This window comes from Streptomyces sp. SID12488, assembly GCF_010548275.1.
Taxonomy (GTDB): domain Bacteria; phylum Actinomycetota; class Actinomycetes; order Streptomycetales; family Streptomycetaceae; genus Streptomyces.
Genome location: NZ_JAAGLT010000002.1, coordinates 1 through 26,354, shown reverse-complemented (window position 1 = coordinate 26,354; position 26,354 = coordinate 1). Strand labels below are relative to the sequence as shown.

Annotated in this window: 21 protein-coding genes and 1 pseudogene; 10 read left to right on the top strand and 12 right to left on the bottom strand. The window is 71.1% G+C overall.

Annotated elements, in window-relative coordinates:
- Positions 1-2: 2 nt before the first annotated feature.
- The 3 genes from G3I56_RS04320 to G3I56_RS04310 form a co-directional block, all read right to left on the bottom strand.
- Complete coding sequence (locus tag G3I56_RS04320; RefSeq protein WP_164407291.1) at positions 3-1,001, bottom strand: RlpA-like double-psi beta-barrel domain-containing protein; 999 nt, start codon at positions 999-1,001, stop codon at positions 3-5.
- Between the two features lie 234 nt (positions 1,002-1,235).
- On the bottom strand, positions 1,236-1,409 hold the full coding sequence (locus tag G3I56_RS04315; RefSeq protein WP_164407290.1) for a hypothetical protein: 174 nt from the start codon (positions 1,407-1,409) through the stop codon (positions 1,236-1,238).
- A 139-nt stretch (positions 1,410-1,548) separates the two neighbouring features.
- Entirely contained in the window at positions 1,549-2,496 is a 948-nt protein-coding gene (locus G3I56_RS04310; RefSeq protein ID WP_164407289.1) for a DMT family transporter, read from the bottom strand.
- On the opposite strand from G3I56_RS04310, the pseudogene G3I56_RS43575 reads away from it, so the two are divergent.
- A pseudogene (locus G3I56_RS43575) lies at positions 2,470-2,709 on the top strand (hypothetical protein); the annotation flags it as partial. The gene G3I56_RS04310 and the pseudogene G3I56_RS43575 sit on opposite strands and share 27 nt — an antisense overlap.
- A 100-nt stretch (positions 2,710-2,809) precedes the next feature.
- On the opposite strand, the gene G3I56_RS04305 reads toward G3I56_RS43575, so the two are convergent.
- Both G3I56_RS04305 and G3I56_RS04300 read right to left on the bottom strand, forming a co-directional pair.
- The gene (locus tag G3I56_RS04305) at positions 2,810-3,025 is read right to left on the bottom strand and encodes a hypothetical protein (RefSeq protein WP_203689193.1); all 216 of its coding nucleotides are present in this window, start codon (positions 3,023-3,025) and stop codon (positions 2,810-2,812) included.
- A gap of 40 nt (positions 3,026-3,065) precedes the next feature.
- Positions 3,066-3,641, bottom strand: a complete 576-nt coding sequence (locus G3I56_RS04300) for a GNAT family N-acetyltransferase (protein ID WP_164407288.1) — start codon at positions 3,639-3,641, stop codon at positions 3,066-3,068.
- 272 nt (positions 3,642-3,913) lie between these two features.
- Here G3I56_RS04300 and G3I56_RS04295 point away from each other — a divergent pair, with 272 nt between their 5' ends.
- A complete protein-coding gene (locus G3I56_RS04295) occupies positions 3,914-5,530 on the top strand; it encodes an MFS transporter (RefSeq protein ID WP_164407286.1) in 1,617 nt (538 codons plus the stop codon).
- A gap of 33 nt (positions 5,531-5,563) precedes the next feature.
- On the opposite strand, the gene G3I56_RS04290 is transcribed toward G3I56_RS04295, so the two are convergent.
- Positions 5,564-5,899: a hypothetical protein gene (locus G3I56_RS04290; RefSeq protein ID WP_164407811.1), complete on the bottom strand. Its 336-nt coding sequence runs from the start codon at positions 5,897-5,899 to the stop codon at positions 5,564-5,566.
- Between the two features lie 318 nt (positions 5,900-6,217).
- Between G3I56_RS04290 and G3I56_RS04285 the strand changes: the two genes are divergently transcribed.
- Positions 6,218-7,618 carry a DUF2252 domain-containing protein gene (locus G3I56_RS04285; protein WP_164407285.1) on the top strand — a complete coding sequence of 467 codons (1,401 nt, stop codon included), beginning with the start codon at positions 6,218-6,220 and terminating at the stop codon, positions 7,616-7,618.
- A gap of 63 nt (positions 7,619-7,681) precedes the next feature.
- On the top strand, positions 7,682-8,092 hold the full coding sequence (locus G3I56_RS04280) for an SHOCT domain-containing protein (protein ID WP_164407284.1): 411 nt from the start codon (positions 7,682-7,684) through the stop codon (positions 8,090-8,092).
- A gap of 49 nt (positions 8,093-8,141) precedes the next feature.
- Here the strand turns inward: G3I56_RS04280 and G3I56_RS04275 are convergent, their stop codons facing one another.
- Entirely contained in the window at positions 8,142-9,626 is a 1,485-nt protein-coding gene (locus tag G3I56_RS04275; protein WP_343239860.1) for a cation:proton antiporter, read from the bottom strand.
- Positions 9,627-9,653: 27 nt separating this feature from the next.
- Here G3I56_RS04275 and G3I56_RS04270 point away from each other — a divergent pair, with 27 nt between their 5' ends.
- On the top strand, positions 9,654-10,994 hold the full coding sequence (locus tag G3I56_RS04270) for a hypothetical protein (RefSeq protein ID WP_164407283.1): 1,341 nt from the start codon (positions 9,654-9,656) through the stop codon (positions 10,992-10,994).
- Between the two features lie 4 nt (positions 10,995-10,998).
- Here G3I56_RS04270 and G3I56_RS04265 read toward each other — a convergent pair whose 3' ends face one another.
- On the bottom strand, positions 10,999-12,195 hold the full coding sequence (locus G3I56_RS04265; protein ID WP_164407282.1) for a DMT family transporter: 1,197 nt from the start codon (positions 12,193-12,195) through the stop codon (positions 10,999-11,001).
- A 442-nt stretch (positions 12,196-12,637) separates the two neighbouring features.
- Between G3I56_RS04265 and lepB the strand changes: the two genes are divergently transcribed.
- Positions 12,638-13,354, top strand: a complete 717-nt coding sequence (gene lepB / locus G3I56_RS04260) for a signal peptidase I (RefSeq protein ID WP_239134702.1) — start codon at positions 12,638-12,640, stop codon at positions 13,352-13,354.
- 115 nt (positions 13,355-13,469) lie between these two features.
- Here the strand turns inward: lepB and G3I56_RS04255 are convergent, their stop codons facing one another.
- The gene (locus G3I56_RS04255) at positions 13,470-14,816 is read right to left on the bottom strand and encodes a polysaccharide lyase family 1 protein (protein ID WP_164407280.1); all 1,347 of its coding nucleotides are present in this window, start codon (positions 14,814-14,816) and stop codon (positions 13,470-13,472) included.
- 240 nt (positions 14,817-15,056) lie between these two features.
- On the opposite strand from G3I56_RS04255, the gene G3I56_RS04250 reads away from it, so the two are divergent.
- The gene (locus tag G3I56_RS04250) at positions 15,057-16,118 is read left to right on the top strand and encodes a LacI family DNA-binding transcriptional regulator (RefSeq protein WP_164407279.1); all 1,062 of its coding nucleotides are present in this window, start codon (positions 15,057-15,059) and stop codon (positions 16,116-16,118) included.
- A 60-nt stretch (positions 16,119-16,178) separates the two neighbouring features.
- On the opposite strand, the gene G3I56_RS04245 is transcribed toward G3I56_RS04250, so the two are convergent.
- A complete protein-coding gene (locus tag G3I56_RS04245) occupies positions 16,179-17,663 on the bottom strand; it encodes a ricin-type beta-trefoil lectin domain protein (protein WP_164407278.1) in 1,485 nt (494 codons plus the stop codon).
- An 872-nt stretch (positions 17,664-18,535) separates the two neighbouring features.
- Here G3I56_RS04245 and G3I56_RS04240 point away from each other — a divergent pair.
- Both G3I56_RS04240 and G3I56_RS04235 read left to right on the top strand, forming a co-directional pair.
- On the top strand, positions 18,536-19,843 hold the full coding sequence (locus tag G3I56_RS04240) for a DUF3500 domain-containing protein (protein WP_343239859.1): 1,308 nt from the start codon (positions 18,536-18,538) through the stop codon (positions 19,841-19,843).
- Complete coding sequence (locus tag G3I56_RS04235; protein WP_164407277.1) at positions 19,840-21,270, top strand: HupE/UreJ family protein; 1,431 nt, start codon at positions 19,840-19,842, stop codon at positions 21,268-21,270. Before G3I56_RS04240 ends, G3I56_RS04235 begins: the two co-directional genes overlap by 4 nt.
- Before the next feature lie 79 nt (positions 21,271-21,349).
- Here the strand turns inward: G3I56_RS04235 and G3I56_RS04230 are convergent, their stop codons facing one another.
- A complete protein-coding gene (locus G3I56_RS04230) occupies positions 21,350-24,682 on the bottom strand; it encodes a BTAD domain-containing putative transcriptional regulator (RefSeq protein ID WP_343239858.1) in 3,333 nt (1,110 codons plus the stop codon).
- Between the two features lie 156 nt (positions 24,683-24,838).
- Between G3I56_RS04230 and G3I56_RS04225 the strand changes: the two genes are divergently transcribed.
- On the top strand, positions 24,839-25,546 hold the full coding sequence (locus G3I56_RS04225) for a hemerythrin domain-containing protein (RefSeq protein ID WP_343239857.1): 708 nt from the start codon (positions 24,839-24,841) through the stop codon (positions 25,544-25,546).
- Between the two features lie 301 nt (positions 25,547-25,847).
- Here G3I56_RS04225 and G3I56_RS04220 read toward each other — a convergent pair whose 3' ends face one another.
- The gene (locus G3I56_RS04220; protein WP_164407275.1) at positions 25,848-26,186 is read right to left on the bottom strand and encodes a MerR family transcriptional regulator; all 339 of its coding nucleotides are present in this window, start codon (positions 26,184-26,186) and stop codon (positions 25,848-25,850) included.
- Between the last annotated feature and the right edge of the window lie 168 nt (positions 26,187-26,354).

Below are 26,354 nucleotides of genomic sequence, written 5' to 3'. Positions count from 1 at the left end.
GGTCAGTGGGCGGCGAACTGGACGCGGGTGGCCTGGACGACGTCCGGCCGTACCGCGATCCCGTCGAGGGTCAGCTGCTCCCCGTAGATGTCGCTGATCCTGATCGAGCCGCCGCATCCGCTGCCCTGCTCGGAGAGGAAGTAGTTGTACTCGGTGCGCGCCAGCCGGGTCCAGCCGCTGCCGGTACGGACTTCGAGGCGGGCCAGCGGATTGCGGTGGCCGATCACCTGGATGCCGCACCAGTACTGGCTGGACCCGGTCTTGTAGCGGATCGAGAGCGGCTCGGCCGTGGCCGGGCTCAGCAGGCTCCACGTGATCGGGATCCGGCCGGCCACGGGGTCGGCGATCTTGGCGAAAGCCGGGGCGCTGAGGTCGAGTTGACCGGGGGCGCAGTCCCCCGGGCACTCGTTGGTGATCCGGACCGTGACGGAGGCCCCGCTCGCCGCGCGGACGAGGACGTACGCCCCGCACGCCTTGGACGTCTCGTAGTCGGCGGTGTTCATCGCGGCGGTCATGACGTCGGCGCTCGGGCCGTACGAGCAGGCGTGGCCGTCGCCGTTCCCGGCACCGTAGAAGGTGGCGACCCCCTGGTAGGTGGTGCCGGGCCGGATCCGGCCGGCCAACGGCGCGTCTCCCGAGGCCGGGCGGACCGCGGCACCGCCGCCGCCCCCTCCGCTCGGTGCCGAGGGCGTGGGCGTCGGCCTGGGCCTCGCCTTCGGAGCCGCCGCGACGCTCGGGGTGGCCCTCGGGGTCGGGGACCGGGTGACCGAGGGCTTCTTCGGGGAGGACGTCGTCGGCTCCGGCGTCGTGGGCGGGAGGATCACCCGGGCGCCGGCAGCGGACGCGGCGGCCCCGTACCCGTCGTCGGCCTGGTGGTCCGGACGTAGAGCCATGACCAGGGATATGACGAGCGCGACGGCCACCGCGGTGGCACCGACGAGAACGCCGCGCCGCCGAAGAGGAGCGGGGCGCGGGGAACGGCGCGGGGAGTGGGACGCCACGGCAGAGGTCCTTACCTGGTCCGGGAGGTGCGTGTGCGCGATGCGAGGCTCCAGTCGAGGCAGCTTCCGGCCCATAGTCTCCACGGCGCCCGAAAAGGTTGCCCCGGTTTCACAGATCCCGTGACCACCCTCACCTCGGCGGGGCCTTGGCGGGACCTCTTCAGGACGTCAGCCGGATCGAGCTCCGGCTCCGGCGCCCGCGTTCCATGGCCCAGCGGCGTGCCGTCCCGCAGGTCACAGGCGTATCTCCCGTCCCGTCGCCCCGATCCGGAGCTGGAGGATCCGCTGCGGGACGGCCGCTGCGGGCATGCCCGGAATCCGGAATCCGGAATCCGAGGGCTCCCGGCCGATGCGCCTGTACGGCACCACGGCCGGCCCCGGCGTGCCCGGCGTGCCCGCATTGGCCACCAGGACCGTCTACCGGAAGACGGAGGGAGACCTGCGGGTTCTCCGGGTCGGCGAGGTGCTCCGTCGACCACCAGTGCGTCGACAGCAGGGCCGGCCCGGGCCGCGACCGGGGTGGGAGAGCGGCACGGGCTGCCGGGTTTCAGCTCCTGGACACGCCCTTCGCGGTGCCGGCCGGGGCGGCCAGCAGGACCAGGCCCAGCGCGAGGACGGCCAGCCCGCACCAGGAGGCGGTCGGCAGGCGCTCACCGAGGACGGTGACACCCAGGACCGCGGCGACGGCGGGTTCGGCCAGGGTGAGCGAGGTGGCCGTCGACGCGGGGGTGCGGCGCAGCCCGTACCCGAAGAGCCGGTAGGCCAGATAGACGGTGAACAGGGCGAGGTACCCGGCCACCGCCGTGCCCCGGATGGTGGCGAGCCAGTGCGTGTCGACGCACAGCACCAGCGGCAGGACGAGCAGCCCGGCCGCGCCGAACAGCACGCCCATCACTGCGCCCGAGGGGTGTCCGTGGGTGATGAGCCTGCCGCCGATCAGCGAGTAGACGGCGTAAGACAGCCCGGCGCCCGCCGCGAGCGCGATGCCGCTCGGGTCCATCGGCGTGGCGTGTCCGGTGAGTTCGGGGCCGAGTGCCAGCAGGGCGCAGCCCAGTACGGCGGCGGCGGTGGCGGCGCTCCACCGGGCGGTCGGCCGGGCCCCTCCGGTGATCCAGGACAGCAGTCCGGCGAAGACGGGCGCGCTGCCCAGTGCGATCACGGTGGCCACGGCCACGCCGGTACGGGCGACCGCCGGGTAGAAGGTGACCGGATACAGGGCCACGGCCACCGTGCCCAGGACGAGCAGCCATCGCTCGGGGCGGGTGCAGGCGGCCGGCAGTGCGCGGGCGCGGCGCGAGGTGAGGAACAGCAGGATGCCGCCGAGGGCGAGACCGGCGCACCCGATGGCCGCCGCCGGTGCGCCGGCGGGGGCCAGGGAACTCGCGGTCCCGGTCATGCCCCACAGCACGGCGGAGGTGAGGATGGGCGCGGGCCCGCCGAGGAGCGGGGTGCGGGAGGGGCGCGGGCCTGGTGCGGCATCCAGGCGATCGGTCACCGCAACCCGCTCGCCCGACTGGAGGTCCGCTCCGGCAACAGCTGGCGCAAACTGACCCGCACCAGCTACAACTACTTCCTCTCCCCCAACGGCAGCGGGTGCGGCGGCGCGATAAGGATCACCGACATCTACGGACAGCAGCTGACCGTCAACGGGATCGCTCTGCGCCCGGATGTCGTGCAGCCGACCCGGGTCCAGTTCGCCCACCACTGACACCGGCCCGGTCTCTCACCTCAGGAAGGCCGACTGGTCCCGCCGACGGGCGCCATGCGGGCGAACCAGGTCCGCGACTCGCCCGCGGTCAGGACGCGGGTCACCTCGGCCGCGCCCGGAAGATGCGGAGGAATCGGTCGGCGTTCCAACTGCGCTTATATGTCGGCTCGTCGAGCAGGAGCAGACGATGCCCCTCCACCATGGGGATGCGGTCGGGCAGTCCCTCGTTCCAGATCCGCTCGCCGTCCGGGGCGAGGAGTTCGAAGGCCCCGGTCTCGACGGTCCGGGTGCGACCCTCGGCCGACTCGATCACCAACGCCGCTCCACTCATTGCTGACCGATTTCGTGGAACGATCTCAGAGGTGGCCCGCAGGTGCGGCGGCCTCCGCTGTGAGGTCGTCGGGCACCAGGGAGAACAGGACGGCATCGATGCGGCCGGCGTGGATGACGTCCGAGTTCCGCAGGACGCCTTCGCGATGCAGCCCGGCCTTGAGAGCGACCTTCTGGGAGGCGATGTTCTCGGTGGCGGCTCGTAGTTCCAGACGCTGGAACTTCTGATCGCCCAGGAGCCACTGGGCCAGGGACCGAGTGGCTTCGGCAGCTATGCCGCGGCCTCGTGCCCAGGGGGCGACCCAGTAGCCGACTTCGCTCACCAGTGCTTGCCAGTTGGTCTTCTTCAAGCCGATGGTGCCCATCAGCCGTTCGGTGTCGGAGTCGACGATCGCGAAGTGGATGCCGTCACCGGACTCACGCAGTGCGTGGGCGACGGACGTGCACCAGGAGGTGGCGTGATCCAGGGTGTAGGGCTGGGGAAGGGGCAGCCATCGCTGGGTGAGCGGATCCGCGCAGCTGGCCTGTGTGTCGGGGATATCGGTGCTGTTGAACGGGCGCAGGGTCAGTCGTTCTGTGTGAAGGGTCGTCTCGGGGAACATGTTCGGCTCCGCTCTTTCATGATCGCTGAGTGCGGAAGACGGTAACAGCGGCGGCCGGTCCCAGATCCGGCGGGCAGCCGCAGCCGCAGCCGCAGCCGCAGCAGCAGCCGCAGTCGCAGTCGCAGTCGCAGTCGCAGTCGCAGTCGCCAGGCATGGCGGCCGTGTCGGGGGGGTGTCGCAGAACCAGGGGCTCCCCGCACGGGAGTCCACCAACCGGTTGACTTCGCGGCGGGTCGCGGTGCGCCCTCCGGGGCCGCTGGGACGATTCGCGGATGGCACCCACGGCAGGCACTGCTAAGAGTTCCACGACGGCGCGCGTCGTCCTGCTGACGCTCGCGGCGGGGCAGTTCCTGATGGCGCTCGACAGCGCGGTCATGAACGTGTCGATCGCGACGGTGGCCGACGACGTGGGCACGACGGTGACGGGTGTTCAGGGTGCCATCACGGCCTACACCCTCGTGATGGCGATGTTCATGATCCCCGGCGGCAAGGCCGGTGCGCTGATCGGCCACAAACGCGTGTTCATGATCGGTTGTGGCGTCTACGGCTGCGGCTCCCTGGTCACCGCGCTCGCGCCGAACCTGCCCGTGCTGCTGTTCGGCTGGGCGTTCCTCGAAGGGATCGGTGCAGCGCTCATCCTGCCCGCGATCGTGACGCTGGTGGCGAGCAACTTCCCCATGGAACGCCGTCCCGCCGCCTACGGACTCGTCGCGGCGGCAGGCGCCGTGGCGATCGCGGTCGGACCGCTCATCGGCGGTGTGGCGACGACGTACTTCTCCTGGCGGTGGGTCTTCGCCGGTGAGGTGCTGATGGTGCTCGGCATCCTGGTGCTAGCCCGCCGTATCGCGGACGCCCCGATCGGCGCACGTCCGCGCATCGATCTCGCCGGCGCCGCGCTCTCCGCGTGCGGGCTCGGGATCTTCGTCTACGGCGTTCTCCGCGCGGGTGAATGGGGCTGGTTCCGGCCGAAGCCCGACGCGCCCTCGTGGCTCGGGGTTTCGCCGGTGGTGTGGCTGATGCTGGCCGGTCTCCTGCTGATCTGGCTCTTTCTCCACTGGGAGGCCCGCCTGGTGGAGCGGCGGAGGGAGCCACTCGTCGACCCGGCCATGTTGCGGAACAGGCAGCTCACCGGCGGGCTGACCATGTTCTTCTTCCAGTACCTCGTCCAGATGGGCGTGTTCTTCGTCGTACCGCTCTACCTGTCGGTGGCCCTGGGTCTGTCCGCGCTCACGACCGGCGCCCGCCTCCTGCCGCTGTCGGTCGCCCTGCTGGCGACCGCGATCCTGATCCCCCGTTTCTTTCCGGACGTCTCTCCTCGGCGGGTGGTGCGGCTCGGGATTCTCGCGCTGCTCGCGGGCGCGGTGGTCCTGATGGCCGCGCTCGACGCGGACGCCGGTGCGGAGATCATCGCCGTCCCGCTCCTGCTGATCGGGCTCGGAATGGGCGCCCTGGCGTCCCAGCTCGGGGCGGTCACCGTGTCCGCGGTGCCGGAGTCCCGGAGCGCCGAGGTCGGAGGCGTCCAGAACGCCGTCACCAACCTCGGCGCCTCGCTCGGTACGGCACTCGCCGGCTCGATCATGATTGCCACGCTCACGACGTCGTTCCTGACCAGCGTGGACCAGAATCCGGCGGTCCCGGCCGACGTCAGCAGCAGGGCGACCGTGGAACTCCGCAGCGGTGTGCCCTTCCTGTCGGACGCCCAGCTCAAGACGGCCCTCGACGAGGCGGGCGTGAGCCCGGAGACGGCTCGGGCGGCGTTCGACGCGAACGCCGCCGCCAGGATCGACGGTCTGCGCGCCGCACTCGCCATCCTCGCCTTCACCGCTCTCCTCGCGATGTTCTTCACCCACCGAATTCCGAGGACCCAGCCCCGTTCGACGGGGCCATAGCCACGGGACGTCCGGAACCGAGTCGTCCTCGCCTCACCGCTCCGACGGGCTGGGAGCGGTGCACAGCGCCCAGATCACGAAGCCGTTGATCGCGATCAGGACGACGGCCCACAGCGGCGCGTACGGGATCCAGAGGAAGTTCGCGAGCATGGCCAGGCCGGCCAGTCCCACGCCGACGACCCTCGCCCAGGTGGCGCCCTGGAAAAGGGCGACACCGGCGAGGGTGATGACCACGCCCATGATCAGATGGATCCAGCCCCACCCGGTGATGTCGAACTCGTACACGTAGTTCCGGGTGGTGACGAACACGTCGTCGTTGGCGATGGCGGCGATGCCCGCGAGGAGGGTCATCAGGCCGCCGAATACCATCAGGACGGCCGCGAAGACCAGCCAGCCGCTGCCGAGCCCGATCCCGGTCCCGGTCCGCGCCGAACTCCGTACCGCCGCACCCGAGCGGCTCCCACTCGCATGACTGGCCATCGCAGGCTCCTTCGTGTCGTACGGCCTCACCCGACCGCGCGTGCGCGCTGGACCGTTCGGGTTACTTCCAATCTCGTCCCGTGGAGTGCGCCGCGCACCTCGAGATGCCGGCCGGTGCGGGTTGTGGAACGGTGGGAGGGCCCAAAACGGGCCGGGACCGGGGCAGGTGTCCTCCAGGGACGGCTCCGTTCAGGAGGTGGTGGCGTCATGACCGACCAGGTCGGCGGAGGACTTCCGAAGGAGCGGGCGGCGCTGGGCCGGGCCGCGCGGGCCGACGCACCGCGTTCCGCGCACGCGGACTACCAGCCGTCGGTGAAGCGACCGGACCCGGTGGACGTCATCGAGACGCAGTCCGCCGCCCGGGTGCCGGAACTCGTGCCCATCCGCTACGGCCGGATGCTGGAGTCCCCCTTCCGCTTCTACCGGGGAGCCGCCGCCATCATGGCCGGTGACCTGGCCGACACTCCGCGCTCGGGATTCACCGCGCAGCTCTGCGGAGACGCGCATCTGCTGAACTTCCGGCTGCTCGCCTCGCCCGAGCGGCACCTGATGTTCGACATCAACGACTTCGACGAGACCCTGCCCGGCCCCTGGGAGTGGGACGTCAAGAGGCTGGCCGCCAGTCTGGCCATCGCCGGCCGCGAGAACGGCTACACGGATGCCGAGCGGGCCTCCGTCGTACGGACCGCCGTACGGTCCTACCGCGAGCGGATGCGCCACTTCGCCGGCCTGGGCCATCTCGACGTCTGGTACGCAAAGGCCGACACGGACGTGCTGTGGGAGCTGGCGGACCGGAGGGTGGGGGCGCGGGCCCGCGAGCGGACCCGGCGGGCCATGGCCAAGGCGCGTGGCCGCGACAGCCTCCAGGCGTTCGAGAAGCTCACGCGGATGATCGACGGCCGACGCAGGATCGCCCCCGACCCGCCCCTGATCGTGCCGCTCCAGGATCTGCTGCCGGACGTCGAACGCGACGCCCTGGAGGAACAGCTGTACGAGCTGATCGAGCTCTACGGTCACAGCCTGCAGTCCGACCGCCGCCATCTGCTGCGGCAGTACCGGGTGGTCGACATGGCCCGCAAGGTGGTCGGGGTCGGCAGTGTCGGCACCCGCTGCTGGGTCATCCTGCTGCTCGGCAGGGACGACGAGGATCCGCTGCTGCTCCAGGCCAAGGAGGCCGACCGGTCCGTGCTGGCCCCGTACGCCGGGTCGAGCGTCTACGACAACCAGGGCCATCGGGTCGTCGCCGGGCAGCGCCTCATGCAGGCCGCCGGCGACATCTGCCTCGGCTGGGCACGCGTCACCGGGATCGACGGACGCCGACGCGACTTCTACGTACGCCAGTTGCGGGACTGGAAGGGCATCGCCGCACCCCAGCTCATGACCCCCAAGGACATGCGCGCCTTCGGTGAACTCTGCGGCGCCACTCTCGCCCGCGCCCACGCCAGATCCGGGGACCGTATCGCCATCGGCGCCTACCTCGGCGGCGGTGACGTCTTCGACCGCGCGCTCGCCGTCTTCGCCGAACGCTACGCGGACCAGAACGAACGCGACCACCAAGGACTCACCGACGCCGTACACACCGGCCGGGTCCGTGCCCTGAACGCGTAGCGCGTACAGGGGGCCGGCGACGACTGTCGCGCCGCGAGGCACGGCACAGGCAGGAGGACGACCATGAGGGACAACCTGTACCTGGCATACGACTATCCGCTTCTCGGCGCGTTCTGGACGATGATGTGGATCTTCCTGTGGATCCTGTGGATCTCCCTGCTGTTCCGCGTCATCGGCGATGTCTTCCGCGACGACTCGCTGAGCGGCTGGGCGAAGACGGGGTGGACCTTCTTCATGATCGTCATGCCGTTCCTCGGAATCTTCGTGTACCTGGTCGCCAGGGGCCGTGACATGGGCAAGCGGGAACACCAGGCCGCCCGGGCACGGCAGGAGTCGCTCGACGCGTACATCCAGGGACGCGCGGGCGCCGGCGGTCCCGCGGACGAGCTGACCAAGCTCTCCGAGCTCAAGAGCAGGGGTGTCCTCACCGAGACGGAGTTCCAGCACGCCAAGGAGAAGGTCCTGGCTTCCTGAACTCCTGAGCTCCTGACCGCGACCTGGGCGCCCGTGCGGCTTCCCCGCCTCACTTCTCGGGCTGTACGGGATCCCCCTCGCGCAGGTCGCGCGTGGTCGTCGCGGTCCTCCCGAGCCAGCGGCCGTACCGCTCGGCGAGGGCCACGGCGGAGACACCGTGCAGGAGGACGCTGAGGCCGACGGTGATCGCGACCACCCTGCCCAGCTGTTCCACCCCGGGGACGTGCTCCTCCACCACGAGCAGTGCCAGCACGACGGAGGCGAGACCACGCAGCCCGAACCATCCGACGTACGCCACGGTGGGGAGCCGCAGCCCGCTCCCGGCGAGGGACAGGGCCACCGGCAGCATCCTGACGAGGGTGAGACTGAGCACCGCGTACAGGAGGATCCGCCAGTTCAGGTGCTCCAGCGCGGGGCCGAGGAGCACGGCCCCGAAGACCAGCAGGCTGATCGCCGCGAGGAGTCCCCCGAGGTTCTCGGCGAACTCGGCCGGGCGGTCAGGGTCTTCCTGATCGAATGCTTCCCGGACCTGGCCGGTCCGGTAGCGGCGCAGGGCGAACCCGAAGGCGAATCCGGCGGCCCAGGCGGCGATGAAGCCGCTGCCGTCCGTGACGACGGCGAGTTCGTACGAGGCTGCCGCGAGGGCCAGCGGATAGGCCTGCCGCCACTCCCCCGTGGCCCATCCCCTGGCCCGGGACCACTGCAGCAGCCGACCGCCGAGCCCGCCGACGAGGAGACCGAGCACGGTGCTCAGGACGAGTGCGCGCCAGAAGACACCCGCGACGCCCTCCTCCGCGTAGTGCGTGCCCGGAATCGCCGCCAGGAACAGGACGAAGAAGGGCAGCACCATGCCGTCGTTCAGGCCGCTCTCGACGTTCAGGCCATGACGTACCAGCGCCGGGACGCGCGGATGGGAGACGGCGGTACCGCCGAGGGCTGCGTCGGTGGGGGCGAGGATGGCGCCGACCAGGGCGAGTTCCCACACCGTCAGGCCGGGCAGCAGGAGCCAGGCGAGCAGCCAGCCCGCGCCGATGCTCAGCGGCAGCCCGATGCCCAGCAGTCGGCCCGGCAGAAAGCCGCCGGTCACCAGGTCGCGTCTGCGGACGGTCATGGCGTCGGTGAACAGCACGAGCGCCAGGGCGGTTTCGAGGAGCGCGATGATCGGTGCCGCGTCCTGTCTCAGGTCGACGAGGTCGAGCGCGGCCGGCCCGAGGAGGATCCCGGACCCGACGAACACGATCGCCGACGACAGCGGCGTCGAGGACAGCCGTCGCGAACCCAGTGCGTAGGCGGCCGTGACGCCCGCCACCGCCACAACAGTCCAGGCGCCACCGCTCATGTTCTGGCCCTCCGGATCCATCCGCTTCCGCGCTGCCGTGTGCGCGCCGGTGGCCTCCTTGATACAGGCCGCCGAGGGTCGCCTCCCGACGCCGACGCGGACACGCCGAACTCGTGCCCGTACGGCCCGTACGGCCCGTACGGCCCATCCGGGCAGGCCGTCCCGCCGTAGAGCGGCGGAAATGGAGGGAGGCACCCGCACAAGACGTCTTGGAGCCCCCTCATGGCCGCCAGCCCGTACGAATCGTCCGAGCCCGCCGCCACCCCGGAGGGGAAGGCGGGTGACACGGCAGGGAGCGACCGCGGGCATGGCTCGGCTGCCGTGCGGATCACGCGGAACACCGCCTCGGCGGTGCTCATCGTGCTCACCTGCGTCCTGGTGCCGGTCGCCCTGCTCACCGTGTGGGTGCACGACATCGTGCTGGACACCGACCGGTACGTGGCGACGGTTGCGCCGCTGGCCTCGCATCCGGCGATGGAGGACGCTGCGGTCGGGCGCATCACCCGGGCCGCCGACGTGCGGGCGGACGGCACCCGGGCCGCCGCGGACATCGCGGGCTGGCTGCGGTCGCAGGGGCTGCCGTCGCGCGCGGCCGAGGCCGTGAAGGGGCTGGGCCCGCAACTCGACTCGGCGGTCGCCGACACGGTCGAGAAGGTGGCCACCCGTTTCGTGCGCGGCGACCGCTTCGAGCGGATCTGGACGGAGGCCAACCGGGCCGCCCACGCCGGGGTCGTGCACGCGCTCACGGGCGAGGGCCGGGGTGCGGTGGGGGTGAACAGCGGGACGGTCACCCTTGATGTCGGCGAAGCCGTCGATCAGGTCAGGCAGGCGCTCGTCGAGGCCGGATTGTCCCCGGCCGCCGGGATCCCCGAGGTCGACAAGCAGATGGTGCTCTTCCAGTCCGACCAGCTGGCGAAGATCCGCGAGGGCGCCCGTCTGCTGGACGTGATCGGGAACTGGCTGCCCGTGCTGGTCGTGGCGACCGGTACGGCCGGTGTGCTGCTGGCCCGGTGGCGGCGCCGGGCCCTGGCCCGTACGGCTCTCGGCGCGGCCTTCGCCTGCCTGGTCGTGGCCGTCGTCCTGGCCGTCGCCCGCCGTTACTACCTGGACCATCTCCCGCCCCAGGTGCAGTCGGCTGCCGCCGCGGCAGCCGTCTTCGACACCCTGCTGCGCTTCCTGAGGGCCGGCCTGCGCACGGCGATCGTGCTCGGTGTGGTCATCGCGCTGGGCGCCTACCTGGTCGGCCCGGGACGGCTGCCGCTCGCCGCCCGGGGGGCCTCCGAGCGCGCCGCCGACTCCGCGGCGCGATGGGCGTACGCACACCAGGCGCGTACCGGCCGGGTGGGGATCTGGGCCGAGGCCCACCGGCGGTGGATCGCCCTGGCCGCCCTGCTGACCGTGGCCCTGCTCTTCGCGCTCTGGAACCGGCCGACGGCCCCGACCGTCCTGCTGCTGGTCATCGCCTTGCTGACCGCACTCGCGCTGCTCGCACTCCTCGCGGCGACCGGCCGCGCCACCGTCGATGCCGAGAGGGGCCCACGGCCGGGCCCCTCCGGGCCATGAGCGTTCAGCGTCGCCGGGTGGGGACCGCGAGTGACACGGTGGGATCGTCGACGAACGGTTCCTCTTCCAGCGGGGGGCGCGGTTTGCGCATATGCAGGGTGTCGAACGCCCCGGCACCGTGATAGGTGAGCGTGACCGTCGGATGCTCGGTGTACGTCGCCCAGTCCAGCCGGGGGTCCCGCCTCACCTTGCGACGGAACGTCAGATGCCGTGCCACAGGCGTCGGTTGGGGTATGTGCGGGGGATACGCCGGCCGCGGTATCGCCACGCCGAGGTCGTCCGGTGCCGACGCGAGCTGCTCCCCGCCGCTGGTCACCACGACCGTGACGCCGACGATGATCAGCAGCAGCCCGGGGATCGTGGCGATCGCGACGTTCTGGTCCATGAACCACCAGGCGGCGAGCGCGGCCACGGGGGTCTCCAGCAGGAGCAGGACGCTCATCGTCGTCGCCGAGGTTCTGCCGAGGACGAAGTTGAGTGAGCCGAGCCCCAGGATCTGCGGGAGGAGCAGCAGTCCGAGCAGCGACAGCTGGGTGGACCTGTCGAAGCCGGTCAGCGGGATGTCGGCCAGCCAGCAGACGGCGAGGAGTTCCATGCCACAGACCAGCGAGGTGAACGTCGAGTAGAGCGGGGTGCTCACATCCGCGCGCGACTTCTCGCTCAGGGCCGTGTAGCCGGCCTGGGCGATGGCCCCGACCAGCGCGAGCAGGTCGCCGAGGAGCGCCGTACCGCCGGACTTGATGTCGAGACCCGCGGCGGCAGCCGCTCCCACCACCGAGAGCGAGAGTCCCGTCCAGGTCCTGCGGGAGGCCTTGACGCCCTGACCTGCGGCGATGAGGGCCTGCCAGACGGGCTGGGTGGCCACCAGGGCCGTGGACATGGCGACCGAGGTGAGCCGGGTGCTCGTCATGAAGGCCGCGAAGTGCAGGGCGAGTGCGGTGGCGGCGAGGAACCCGAAGACCAGGGGCCGCCACTGTTCACGGCGCAGGATGCCGCGCTCACGGCGCACGACGCGCACCACCTCGCGGCGGCGCAGAAGCAGCAGGAGCGGGACGAGTACGGCGAAGCCGAGGCAGTTGCGCCAGAAGGCCATGGCGAGCGGTGAGGCCGTGGCGGCGGCGGTGAGGGGGGCGGTGGCCGAGATGGAGACGACGGTGACCGTCATCGCCGCGATGGTCAGCGGATCGATCCTGGCTCTCACGCGCGCGTACCGCCGGCCGTGCGGGTACCGCTGTCCTCGGATGCCGGTGCCCGGCATCCGTCCACTGGCTGTCCAATGCTGATCATCTTGGTACGCGGTTCCTGTGCCGTGAGAAATGACGGAGGGGAGGACGACGACGGAGAACGACGAGGGAGAAGGGTGGGGGCGGGACGAGAGCGGCGCCGGTGGGCAGGTGCTCTGGTGGGGCTCGTAGCCCGGGTGTCACCGCGCTCGCGGTGGCTGTGCCGCCTTCTGCCGAGGTATGACGGGCCCAGTTGACCGGCCGGTACCGGAACCGGGCAACCCACTGCGGGCCGCGCTGCCCCGCAGGACGAGGATCTTGCACATCAGTGCCGGTCCGCCCTGGGGCGATGGCAGGGGTCACCCGCCTTCTACGATGCACTCGGTCACCCGATGGGCGGGCGACGAGGGGGAGAGTGACATGCAGAGCGAGAGCGACATACGGGGAACAGGGACGGATCCGGGGGCCACGGCGGTCGGACCCCCGCCACCCGCGAAGGCGTCCGGCGCGCGGGGCCGCGGCGCCCTCATCGCCGGTGCGGTGGCCCTGACCATGGGACTGCTGATCGTGGTGAGCGCGTTCGCGCTGTTCAAGGCCAATGTCATGGTGCTCCGTTACTCCGGAAGCAGCATGACCCCCACGATCGCGGACGGGGAGGTGGTCTACGGCAAGCGGATCTACGGCAGCGAGGTACGGCGTGGTGACGTCGTCGTCATCGACTCGCCGGAGGGACCGGACGGGGTCGTCTCCCTGCGGCGGGTGATCGGTGTCGGCGGCGACCGGGTGGCCTGCTGCACCGACGGGAAGATCGTGCTCAACGGCGCCGCGCTGGAAGAGCCCTACCTGAAGGGCGTCGACCCCGACGGACTCGGCCTGGCCTACTACGTGACCGTCCCGAAGGGGCGGCTGTTCCTGCTGGGCGACAAACGCAACGACTCGATCGACTCACGAATGCACCTCGTCGACCATCAGGGCAGCGTGCCCGCGTCCGGCGTGCAGGCCCGGATCATCGCCGAGGACACCGCGGTACGCCCGTATCTGCTGCTCGGAGCGGGCGGCTGCGCCCTGGCCCTGGCCGGGCTGGTCGGTGGCGTGCTCGGCTGGACGGTTTCCCGCAGGCGGGCAGCGGCCCGGTGACGTAACCGGCCGCTCGGCAGCACTTCGCCCCGCCGGACAGATCCGGCGGGGCGAAGCAACCGGGCCCGCATCGGTCAACGGTGTCGCACCGCCGGTCCCGGGCCCGCTTCTCTCCCTAGGAGAGAACCCCGGCTCCCGTGGTCCCCGCCAGCTCCGCCGCCAGGTTCTTCGCGGTCGTCTGGAGGCCTGCCGTCAGGGCCGGCTTCCAGTTGACCGTCGTCTTCAGCTTCTTGGAGCTCGCGGCGTTGTACGCGGCCACGAGATCCGTCGCCGTGCCGTTGACGAGGTTGCCGGTGCCCGCGACCGAGCCGGTGCCGTCGCCGCTCAGCAGCTTCGCTGTCTTGCCGCCGGCGGGGACCTTCCAGGCGTTGTACTCGGCGACGACCTGCGCCTTGGCCCGGGAGTTGACCGTGTAGAGGGGCGCGTAGCCACCCAGGGTCGTCGTGTCGAAGTAGTTGTTGTAGATGTGGACCTGGCCGATCCGGGCCAGCGGGGCACGCTGGACGATGCCCTTCCACACGTTGTGGTGGATGGAGACCCGCAGCTTGCCGACGCTGTCCTTGTCGCTGCTGCCGATCAGCATGGTCTTGTCATGGTTGGTGAACTGGTTGCGCTCGACGGTCACCAGGTCGGAGCCGTTGGTGATGTCGAGGGCGCCGTCGTGGATCTGGTACTCCCGGCCGTAGTACTTCGGGTTGGTGCTGTCGAGGTGGGGCGCGTCGGTGAACGAGTTGTGGTCGGCCCACACATGGGTCGCCCCGCGCAGGGTGACGGCGTCGTACGCGGAGTTCCAGTTGCCGGTCGAACCGTCCGTCGGGTCCCACTGCGGGAAGCAGTCCTCGGTGGCGCTGAAGCTCAGGTTGCGGATGATGACGTTGTCGACGCCCTTCACCTGGAGACTGCCGCCGGTGATCCCGGCCTTGGTGCCCGGCACGCCCACGATGGTGGTGTTGGCCGGCACCTTGAAGACGATGTTCTTCGCCTGCGCGGCCTGGGCGGCGGCCCGCGCCTTCTCCTGCGTACCCGAGGGCAGCTTCGAACGGCCGTACGTGGCCGGGTCGTACGCCTTCAGATAGGCGGCGAGCGAGTATCCCGTACCGGCCGCGTAGTCGGCGCAGGTCAGCTTCTTGCCCGCGTCGTTCGTGTTGGCGTCGATGGTGCCCTTGATCTTGATGATCTTCGCCGTCGAGTTGGTCGCGCTGCCCAGCGCCTTCACCAGCTGCGCGCGGGTGCTGACGGTGAGGACGTGCGCGGCGTCGGCCCGCGCGCCACCGGTCGTGCCGGCGCCGGAGGCGGCCCACCCGTCCTTGGCGGGCAGCACCTGGTGAGCCAGGTCGACGGCACCCGCGCTCGCGTTCATGGCGAACACGGCGGCACCGAGACCCGCGGCGGCCACGGCCGCTGTGGAGACCAGAACCGTGCGGCGCGTGCGGAGTGAGCGGCGATGCGAAGGGGAAGCCACGGATGAGTCCTTACGTGGTGGCGGAACGCTTGCGGTGTGTGAAGCTCCCGTGTGCGGGGCCTTCGACTCGTCAGTGGTCGCGGAACACCGGAAAGGTTGCCCCCCGACGCGGATGATTTTCCCGGCCGCCCGCGGGCCGGTCCCTTGACAGCGCCCCACCCGGTCCCGTCCGCTACGGCGCGCCCGGGGAGTGGGCCTAGGCTGTTGTCAGGGCCCGAGAAACAGGGGAAACAAGGGATCATGGCGATTGGGGACAAGCCCATGTCCGGACGGCCCCGGCCGTCGATGGCGGACGTCGCCCGGCACGCGGGTGTCGCGCCGCAGACGGTTTCGCGCGTGTCCAACGGACACACCAACGTCGACCCGGCGACCAGGCAGCGGGTCGTCGAGTCGATGCAGGCGCTGGGCTACCGGCCGAACGGAGCCGCACGCGCGCTCAAGAGCGGGCGGTTCAACACGATCGGTGTCATCACCTTCACGCTCAGGACGTTCGGAAACACGCGCACTCTCGACGCCATCGCCGAGGAAGCCGCACGCGCCAAGTACGCCGTCACCCTCATCCCCGTGTCGGACCCGACCATGGGCAGGGTTTCCGGTGCCTACGACCGGCTCAGTGAGGCAGCCGTCGACGGAGTGATCCTCATCTTCGAGGCCCATCTCCTGGACGATGCGGAGTTCAGCCTCCCACCGGGGATTCCGATGGTGGTCGTCGACTCCGACACCGGCCCCGGCTACACCGTGGTGGACACCGACCAGGCACAGGGCGCCCGGCAGGCGACGGAACATCTGCTGGAACTCGGCCACCAGCAGGTATGGCACATCGCCGGGCCCCCGACCTCGTACTCCGCGACCCACCGGGTCGAGTCCTGGCGGCGCACCCTGCAACAGGCCGGCATCGCCGCGCCCCCGGTGCTGTACGGCGACTGGACCACCCGGTCCGGATACCGGCACGGGCTGACCCTGGGGCGAAGACCGGAGGTCACGGCCATCTTCGCCGCGAACGACCACATGGCGCTCGGTGTCATGCGTGCCCTGCACGAACTCGGCCGCCGGATTCCCGACGACGTCAGTGTGGTGGGGTTCGACGACATGGAGGAGACCCATGCCTTCTGGCCGCCGCTGACCACCGTGCGGCAGGACTTCGCCGCGGTCGGCCGGCTCAGCCTTCAGAAGCTGCTGAGCAAGATCGGCCGCACCGGGCCCGACACGGTCGACAGGACCCTGGTCCCGACCCGGCTGGTGGTCCGCGCGAGCACGGGAGCGCCGCCGGCCTCGCCCGGGGGCGAAGTGCGGCGGCGCTGACCGGCGTCAGTGGTCGAGTTCAGTCGACGAGCCGGTGGTCGAGGGGAACAGGTGCCGGAATCAGCTCCTGGCCCACTGCTGGTTGGTGCTTCCGTTGCAGAACCAGACATCGACCGACGTGCCGTTGCCGGTGCCCGCTCCGGCCGCGTCCAGGCACAGCGCCGGGTTCGCGACGCTGGTCACGGAGAGGTCGGCGTTCACGTTCCACTGCTGTGCCGTCGCGCCGGTGCAGTCGGAGATGACCACGGGATCTCCCGCCGTGGCTCCGGTGCCTCCCACCGTCATGCACTTGTTGCCGTAGACGGTGAGCTGCTTGTCCGCGTTCCAGTTCCAGATCTGGTTGCCGCCCGCGTTGCAGTCCCAGAGGTCGAGCTGGGTGCCGTTGGTCGTGCTGAAGCCGGGCACGTCCACGCAGCGGGTGGAGCCCACTCCGCGCAGGACCTCGCCGGGAGGCGCGGGCGGCAGGTTGTTGACAGGCGCCTTCTTGCCGAAACCGTAGCCCCAGCGCAGCAGCGCGACTCCGGTGGCGCTGTTGTCCACCAGGTTGCCCTTGGTGTCCAGCGACTCGATCGAGTAGGCGTCGCCGAACCGCAGCCCCGGCCAGTACACCAGGCCCATCCCCTTGCTGCGGGCGGTGTTGGCCACCGCCGCGAGGTACGAGGTGTAGATGTTGCCGTTCCAGGCGCCGTAGTTCAGCCCGATGGTCATCGGGGAACCGGCCTCGTCGATGATGGTCCGGCCCGCGTACTTGCCGATCCGGGCTTCGAGGTCGGCCACCCAGTCCGCCTGCTGGGTGTAGCTGGCCCAGAAGCCGTAGAAGTGCAGCGACAGCAGCGTTCCCCGCAGTGCGCGGGCCGCGCCGACACCGGTGACGTTGTCGTTGTAGCCGGTGCCGCTGATCACGACACGGCCGCGCGGTACGTCCTTGTACTGGGCGAGCCAGCCGCTGGTCACGGACACCCACTGGTCCAGGGTGTAGCCGTGCGGCTCGTTCATCGGCTCGAAGTAGACACGCGGGTTGTGCTTGTACTCCCGCACCACCGTGTTCCACATCTTCTTCCAGGCGGCCGTGTCGTCGACCAGCCCGTCCTTGCTGGAGTCGGCCTCCCAGTAGCTGACGATGACCTTGTCGCCGTAGTCCGTGGCCGCGTCGATCGTCGCCCGGTACGACTTCCACCAGGTGGTGCCGACGGTCGCCGGGTTGATCGGCAGTCGCAGGGTGTTGGCGCCCAGGTTCTTCTTGAAGCCGCGCACCATGTGATCCGTGGTGCGGTACACGGTGCGGTAGTTGTCGGTCACCTTCAGACCGCTGGGCACCACGGCGTCACTGGCGTAGTTGTCGCGCGGGTCCGCCCAGTTCACCCCGCGGAAGTCACTGGTACGGCTCTTCGACGAGGGCTTCGCCGACGCGTGCGGGGCGGCCGAACTCTCGGGGGCCGACTGGGCGAGGGCGGGGGCCGGGGCGGTCAGGAACATGAGTGTCGCGCCGAAGGCGGCCGTGAGCACACTGGCCAGTCTTCTCGACCTCGTCGGGGTCTTGGTCATGTCGTCTCCAGTGACGGGAATCGCGGAGGGCGGAGTGCGGGTTCGCCGCCTGAGCCGAGGCAGTGATGAACCAGGGCCCGGATACAGACACTCGGACCCGCGTAAACCGGCCATGGTTACGTAACCATGGCCGGACACTTGCACGACGCCCGCACCGGTGACAAGACCCGTGACAGTTCCGAAATACGCCGGACTCTTTCACCGGCCCCGGAGCGTTCATCGGGCGGCGGAGCCGGGGCGGCCGTTCGGCGGGCTGTCGGCGGGCAGGGCGCTGACGCGCCGATCCCGTCGTGGGCGAGAAACGACGTCGGCGGTATCGCCTGTTGCTCGGAAAGTCACTGCTCCACCGTGGATGCCCTGGTCAGCTCGCCCTTGCGGAACAGGTGGAGCCTCGAAGGCCATTCAATACTGGAATCGCAACGGAAATCACGGCGGACCCGAATCTCTTACGGTATCCGAAATTCCGGATCCGAAAATGTTCTCCGGAATTCCGGAGCGGAACAGTGATTCCCTCGCGGATTCCCTCTTCCCGGTGACACCCGGACGGGACCTCGCCGGGGTCGGCGTGGCCCTCGATACCCCGGGACATGGCTCCCTGTCGGCGAAGCGAGCACTTGCCACACCTGAGGTGCGGGTCGTCATGCGAGTCCGTCCCGGCGCCTGAAGCGGGGATAAGAGCAACCTGTCAACAAGCCAAGTAATTCCCCTCAATATGAGGTGTACGCCATCCAAATGGGACGCTCCCCGGGACTCGCGTATTGAGCCGTCATCAATCTTGCTGATATTTCTCTGCTCAAGCGCGCGCGTGTCCTGAACGGTGCCGGCCCCCGAGTCGGAACACCGTTCCCATTCTTGCCATCAGGGAGCTGTTCGTGAGCAGAGAGAGAACACGTCAGGCGCGTAGCCGACGGACTTGGCGGGGTGTCGCCGGGGTGGCCGCAGGTGTGGTCCTCGTCGGTGGCGGTTTCGTGGCGGCCAACGCCGCCACGACCACGGGCGCCGCCAAGAAGGCCGGCGTCCACTTCCCGGTCGACAAGAAGGCCACCGGCGTCGCGGCCGTGGTCAGCGCCGCCAACACGTTCCTGAACACGCTGGACTCCGACCAGCAGGCGGCGACGGTTCTGGACTTCTCCCAGGCGAACGCGACCTCCTGGTCGAACCTGCCGTGCGGCTCGTCCTGCCGGCCGGGCATCCAGACCGGCTCGCTGAGCGACGACCAACTGGCCGCCCTGAAGAACGTGCTGAAGGCGGCCCTCGGGACCGGTAAGGACACCGGTTACGAGCACGTCCTGCAGACCCTCCTCGCCGACGACCAGCTGGCCGCGGCGGAGAGCTCCGGCTCCGGTCCCTCCGCGCCGTCGAGCAGCACGTCGACCGACGCCTCGGCCACCGCTTCGGCGGACCCCTCCGAGTCCACCTCGGCCGACCCCTCCGCCACCGCCTCGGCGGACCCGAGCGCCTCGGCCACCGACGCCCCGACGGGCGCTCCGCCGTCCGGCGCCCCGGGCGGCGGCGCCGGTGGCGGGTACGGCAGTGACATCTACTTCCTGGCCTTCCTGGGCACCCCGTCGGCGGACGGCACCTGGCAGCTGCACTTCGGCGGCCACCACCTCGCCGTGAACATCACCTACAAGAACGGCAGGGTGTCCGGCGCCAGCCCGTTCTTCACCGGCGTCGAGCCCACCAGCTGGACCGCGGACGACGGCACCACGTACGAGCCGCTGGCGAACTTCCGCGACGGCCTGCTCAAGCTGACCAGCAGCCTCAGCACGGAGCAGCTGGCCAAGGCCAAGCTGTCCGAGTCGTTCAGCGACGTACTGCTCGGCCCGGGCGAGGACGGCCAGTTCCCGGAGACCAAGGAGGGCATCAAGGCGAGCTCCCTGTCACCGAAGCAGAAGAAGCTGGTCCTGGAGGCGATCCACCCCTGGATCGCCGACGTGGACAACGCCACCGCGGCAAAGCTCACGAAGACGTACGCGCGTGAGCTCGACCAGACCTTCGTCTCCTACTCCGGCGGCACCGGTCTGGACACCCAGGGCGACTACGTCCGGATCGACGGCCCGAGCGTCTGGATCGAGTTCGTCTGCCAGAACGGCTTCGTCTACCAGGACAAGGTCCACTACCACACCGTGTACCGGGACCACACCCGCGACTACGGAAGCGAGTTCTCCTTCTCATGACCCGACCGCGAAACTGGCTGACCACAGCACTGCGTCTGGTGGCCGGGATCGCGATCGTGGTGCCGGCGGCGCTCCTCACCGGGGCGTCGCCGGCCGCCGCGCATCCGATGCCGCACTCGGTGGTGGAGCTCGACGTGCACCAGACCTCGGTGAACGCCCGCCTGGAACTGCCGACCGACGACTTCTCCCGGGCCAGCGGGATCGATCTGAGCAGCGCCACCGAGACCACCGCACCGACCCAGCAGGCCAAGGCCGTCCGGACCTACCTCGCCGAGCACATCCACCCGGTCACCGCCCAGGGCGGGGCCTGGCAGGTCAGCATCGGCGGCCTCAGTCTCAGCAGCACCGAGCAGACCTCCACCGGCCCCTACCGCGAGCTGGTCGCCGAGGCCGTGCTCACCCCGCCGGCCGGCACCGACGTACGCAACTTCACCTTCGGCTACGACGTCATCGTCCACCAAGTCGTCACGCACACCGTCCTGGTGACGGTGCGTCAGGACTGGGCCGCCGGGCAGGTCGACGGCGAGGGCACCACCCAGGTCGGCACCATCCGGACCGACACCCGGACCATGACCGTCCCGACCCTCAAGGTCGACCTCGGCGAAGGCAGCGCCTGGCGCGGTTTCGTCGCCATGGTGAAGCTGGGCGGCGACCACATCCTCACCGGCACCGACCACCTGCTGTTCCTGCTGATCCTGCTCCTGCCCGCGCCGCTCGCGGCCACCGGACGGCGCTGGGCCGGCCTGGTCGGCGGCCGGACCGCGCTCGGCCGGATCGGCCGCATCACGCTCGCCTTCACCGCCGGGCACTCCGTCGCGCTGGCCGCCACCGCGCTCGGCCGTCTGGACATCCCGGGCCGCCCCGTCGAGGCGTTCATCGCCGCGAGCATCCTCGTCGGCGCGATCCACGCCGTCCGCCCCCTCTTCCCGGGCAGGGAGGCGCTCGTCGCCGGGGTCTTCGGGCTCGGCCACGGCATGGCGTTCTCCTTCGTCCTGGCCGAGATGCACCTGTCCACCGGGCAGCTCGTGACCAGCCTCCTCGGCTTCAACCTGGGCATCGAGCTGGTCCAGCTCCTGCTGGTCTGCCTCGCCCTGCCCTCGCTGCTGGTCCTCGCCCGTCTGCGCGTCCAGCCCGCGCTACGGGTGACCGGCGCCCTGCTCACCGGCACGGCGGCCCTCGGCTGGCTGGCCGACCGCCTCGGCCTGCCCAACCCCGTGGCCCGGACCGCGGACGGCGCCGGATCCCACACCACGCTGATGCTGACCGCCCTCACGGTGACCGCGCTCACCGCCACCGCCTGGACCCTGGCCACCCGCCACCGCACCCGGCCGGGACCGCCCGAATCTCCCGCATCTCCCGCAGCGACAACGCGCGAACCGCACGACCGGGACCGGTCGGCGGCCACCGCCGACGCGACGGCGCCGTAGAGCCGTATCCCTCCGCCGTTCAGCGCCACCCCCGGAACGGGCGTCCTGCCAGTCCCCTGAACGGCTCGCCGTCAGGGGACTACGTCGCGAAGGTCCGCCGTCGTGCCCGGGCCGCGGACAGTTCCGCGGCGGCCCGGCACGCACTCTCGGCGAGGTGGAGCGAGCCCCAGGCGCGCGCGGTGCGTTCGGCCAGGGCGTAGTTCTCGGCCGCGGCCCGGTCCTCGCCCAGGAGGCGGTACAGGTCGGCGAGGGCATGGGCGAGAGGACGGGTCGCATAAGCCGCGCCGGCCGCACCGGCGAGCTGTTCCCGGATGGCCAGCAGATGCCCGGTCAGTACGGACGCGGTGTCGAAGTCGGCGTGGAGGACGGCGAGTTCGGAGCGATAGTCGAGTTCCACCCCGTAGAGGTGGTCGGCCACGGGCCGCGCGGGAAAGCTCACGGCACGCGCCTCGTCGAACCTGCCGAGGCGGGCCAGTATGAGGGCGAGCGCCACTCCGACGGGGGCGCCGACCGACTCGTACACGCCGCGCATCACCGGCTCGATCTCGGCCGTACGGCCCTGGGCGAGCCGGATGGTGGTCAGTCCCAGCGTGCGCAGACCCTTCGCGTGGTGCGCCCCGACGCGCCGCAGCAGCTCGTCGGCCTCCGCGTACCGGTCCTCCGCCTCCTGGAAGCGGCCCCTGACGCCCGCCAGCATGGCCAGGCTCGCGGCGTTGGCGCCCTGTGCCCACAGCATCCGGTAGCGGCGCGCGAGGGTCAGTCCTTCCGCGGTGTGGCGGCGCACCTCGGCCGGGTCGTTGCGGGCGGCGGCGGTCATGGCGTCGAAGTGCCGGCACACCCAGCCGTAGGCCGGGAGGTCGTGCTCGCCGGCGAGCTCCCGGAGTTCGGTGACCAACGGGGTGCGTGCCTCGGTCTGCACCTCGTGCGGGAGCAGTCTGGCGGACGTCATCAACGCGGCGGCCAGCAGGCGCGGTTCACCGTTCGCGCGGGCGAGCCGCAGCTGTGTGCGCGCCGCGTCCAGGGCCCGTGGCGCGTCCTCGGCCGCCACCGTGTCGACGAGTGCCTGCAGCACGCCGGTACGGGTCCGGTCGTCCAGGTCCGGATCGCACGCCAGTTCCTCCAGCCGGGCCAGCACGGCGGGGTCGTGGGCGCCGCCCAGCCTGCTGTGCCAGGGGGAGGGCTCGATCGAGGCGCCGTAGACCGCGGCGACCAGGTCGCGCCGCCCGGCCCGCTCGGCCAGTTCGACCGCGTGCTGCCGGGTGCGCCGGGCCGCGTCCGTGGAACCGGCCCGGACCTGCGCGCCGAGCAGCCGTACCAACAGGCCGACCGTGCGCTCGGGTTGTGTGTCGAGGTCGCCCGCGGCAGCGGTGTGTACGTCGATCGCCTGCTGGATCAGCCCCACGGCGACGTCGTGGGCGTAGCGTCGCTCGGCCGACTCGGCCGCCCGCAGCGCGTAGTCGACGGCCAGGGGCGCGTTCGCGAGGCTGCCCGAGCGGGCGAAGTGGTGGGCCAGCGCGGCGAGGTCGTCCGGGCGGTGCCGGCGCAGGACCTGGGCGATGCGGGAGTGCAGGCTGGAACGCCGTACGCCGGACAGGTCGGTGTACACGGTGTCGCGGACCAGCGCGTGTACGAACCGGACGCGCCCGGATCGCGGCTCGGTCAGCAGATCCGCGGCCAGCGCCGCCTCGAGCCCGTCCAACACCTCGTCCTCGCCGGTGTCGGCCGCGTCGACGAGGAGGGCCACATCGGCCTCCAGGCCCATGACGGCCGCGAGCCGTACGGCGGACCGGGCCCCGGCGGGCAGCAGGGCCAGGCGCCGGCGCAGGACGTCGCGTACGCCCTGCGGGACCTCGGAGATCGCGACCAGCGCGCCCTCGCTGGCCAGCAGGCGCGCGCTCTCCAGTACGTAGAACGGATTACCGCCGGTACGTTCGGCGAGTGCCGTCAGCGTCGCCGCGTCCACGGGCTCACCGCAGACGGCGTCGACCACGGTGGCGACGTCCCGCGGCGACAGGCCACGGAGCGCGATCCGGTGCGGGGCGCCGGGGGCGAGGTTGGCGAGGGTTTTCACCAGGTTCTCCCCCACCTCGGCGGGGCGGTAGCTGGCGACGATGAGCAGGGGGACGCCGCCGATCGAGGCCGCCGATTCGAGCAGGGCGAGCGTCTCGCTGTCGGCGCGGTGCAGATCCTCCAGGACGACGGCGAGCGGCGACTCGGTGGCCGCCGCCCGCAGCCACGCCTCGAACGCGCGATGCATCCGAAAGCGTCCCGCGGTCGCCTCGTCGCGGGTCGTGGCGGCCATGTTCTCCGGCTCGCGCAGCAGCATCGCCAGCTCCTCGGTCCGCGCGGGAGTCACGTCCCGGGCGAGCGCGCCGAGCGCCTCCACCCATGCCCAGGCGGGCGGCGCACCCTCGTACTCCGGGCAGCGCCCGATCACCACCTTCCAGCGGTCGGACCGCAGACGGCCGCCGAGCCGGTCGAGGAGCGCGGACTTTCCGGCACCGGCCTCGCCGGTGACCAGCACCACGCCACCCCCGTGCCGGGCGGCCCGCGCGGCGGCGTCCACGGCGCGCAGTTCACCGCTCCTGCCGACGAACAGGTCGCGCCCGCCCCGCGGCGGTTCGACGACAACGGGCGTCGGCTCCGGTACGGACACGCGCAGCACATCGAGTCGCTGGGCGAGCACGGCGCGCTCCAGCTCCACCAGTGCCGGGCCGGGGTCGCAGCCGAGTTCGTCGCGCAGGACCCCCGCGGCACGGCGCAGCGAGGAGAGCGCGTCGGCCTGCCGGCCGCAGGCCCAGTGGGCGAGGGCGAGCAGACGCCATCCCTCCTCCCGCAACGGGCTCTCCCTCACGAGGGCTTCGGCCGCCGGCGCCGCCTCGGCCAGGTGTCCGGTGCGAAGATCTGACGCTACGGCGAGTTCACGGGCCTCGGCACGAAGCTCGGTCAGCCGGGCCGCCTCCGACGCGGCCCACGCCTCGTCCGCGTGTTCCGCGAAGGCCGGCCCCTGCCACCACCCGAGCGCCTCGGCGAGCAGTACGCGGGCCTCCTCGGCCGGCGCGCGACGGGCACGGCTCACCCAGGCCTCGAACCGCCAGGCGTCCACCGCGTCCTCGGGCAGCCGCAGGGCGTAGCCGGGAGGAGCGGTGACCAGGACGCTCGCCGGGGTGCGGGGAGGCCGCCCCGGTTCGAGCGATCGGCGCAGGTTCGAGACGTAGGTGTGCAGGGACACCATGGCCTTCGCCGGCGGTACCCCCCGCCACAGCCCGTCCGTCATCCGGTCGACCGGCACGACGCTGCCGCGGGCCGCTGTCAACAGCGCCAGGACGGCTCGCTGCCGCGGAGCGCCCAGTTCGGCCGGCTTCCCTCCGACGTCGGCGCCCAGCGAACCAAGGACTCGAATACGCAGCACGCCGCGGGAATCTACCCGAACCATCGGCGCGGTCTGTCAACAGACGATAAACGCGGTGCGCATCGGCCCGCCAAGTCCGGCCCCAAGCAACCGACAAGCACACAGCAGCACCCTGGGAGGCTGTTGCCGATATCCGAGTCGTTGGAGCTAGCAAGCGTGTCCCCCAGCAGCACGACTGACGAACTTCCCGCCACCGAGCGGCCGTACACCCACGAGATGGTCGTGGTCCACCGGGTCTTCCGCCGCGAGTCGGCGTTCCTCCCCCGGCTGGTACGCGCCGTGCCCGACGGCGGGACGGCACGCGCGAGGAAGGTCGCGGACTCCCTGCGCGACTACATGTCAGGTCTGCACCACCACCACGCCGTCGAGGACGAGCTTGTCTGGCCGCTGCTGCGTGCCCGCGCCGCGCAGGACGACGGACCGGCCGTCAGGGAACTGGTCGCCAGGATGGAGGAGCAGCACCAGCGCATCGACCGGAGCCTGGCGGCCGTCACCGAGTGGACACCCTTGTGGGAGCAGGCCGGGGACTGTATCGCCGGGGAGGAACTGGCGCTGGCGCTGGACGAGCACCGTACCGCGCTGCTCGAACACCTCGACGACGAGGAGCGGTTGGTCCTTCCCCTGATCGCCGAGCACCTGACGGTCGCCGAGTGGGACCTGGTCGGACGACGCGGACTGGAGCGGATACCCGGGAACAAGCTCATGCTCGCCCTCGGCGCGATCCTCGAAGAGGCCACACCGCAGGAGCGCGCCCACTTCCTCGGCAAGGCCCCGCTGATCGGCCGCCTGCTGTGGAAGGCCGTCGGCCGACGCCAGTACGCCACTCACTGCCGGGCCGTGCGCGCGCCACTGAACGGGGAGTAGGAAAGGGCCCGCACTCGACTCCGCCCCTCCCGACGTCCCGGAACGCCTACCAGACCTGCGATTCACCACACTCGGCCGGGACGGCACGCCGCCGACGGGGGCGACGGGCGTGCGGCGCGGTGCGGACACCCGGGCCGCACATGCACACAGGCGGGTACGGACTCCCGTACCCGCCCCGACCCGACCCGGCCCGCTGCTTCGGGGCTGCCGCCTCTGGCTCGGGACGGGCCCTCACCGCATGCGGGCAGCCGTGCGGGCGGCAGCCGCGGCGTTCCTGGGCGGGCTACAGGTGGTGGCCGTCTCAGGCCGCGGCCTTCTGGTTCGCTGATTCGACCGCGCGGCGGTACTCGGCGTTGATGCGCTGGGCTTCCTCGAGTTGGTCTTCGAGGATGATGATGCGGCAGGCGGCCTCGACGGGGGTGCCCTGGTCGACGAGTTCCCGGGCCCGGGCGGCGATGCGCAGCTGGTAGCGGGAGTAGCGGCGGTGCCCGCCCGCGGAGCGCAGCGGGGTGATGAGGCGCGCTTCGCCAATGGCGCGCAGGAAGCCCTGGGTGGTGCCGAGCATGTCGGCGGCCCGGCCCATCGTGTAGGCGGGGTAGTCCTCGTCGTCGAGTCGGCCGTAGGAGTCGTCTGCGGTCATCGCACCTCTCTGTGGAACACGGGGAGGGGCCCTGGTGCCATTGGCACCAGGGCCCCGAAGGAACTGCTACACCATCTGCCGGCCCTGGTTACTGCGCCGGCCCTGTGTTTCCGCAAGCCCGACCGGAATGCCGTCGGGGCTGCTGGGATCGCGGTTGCTCGACCGGAG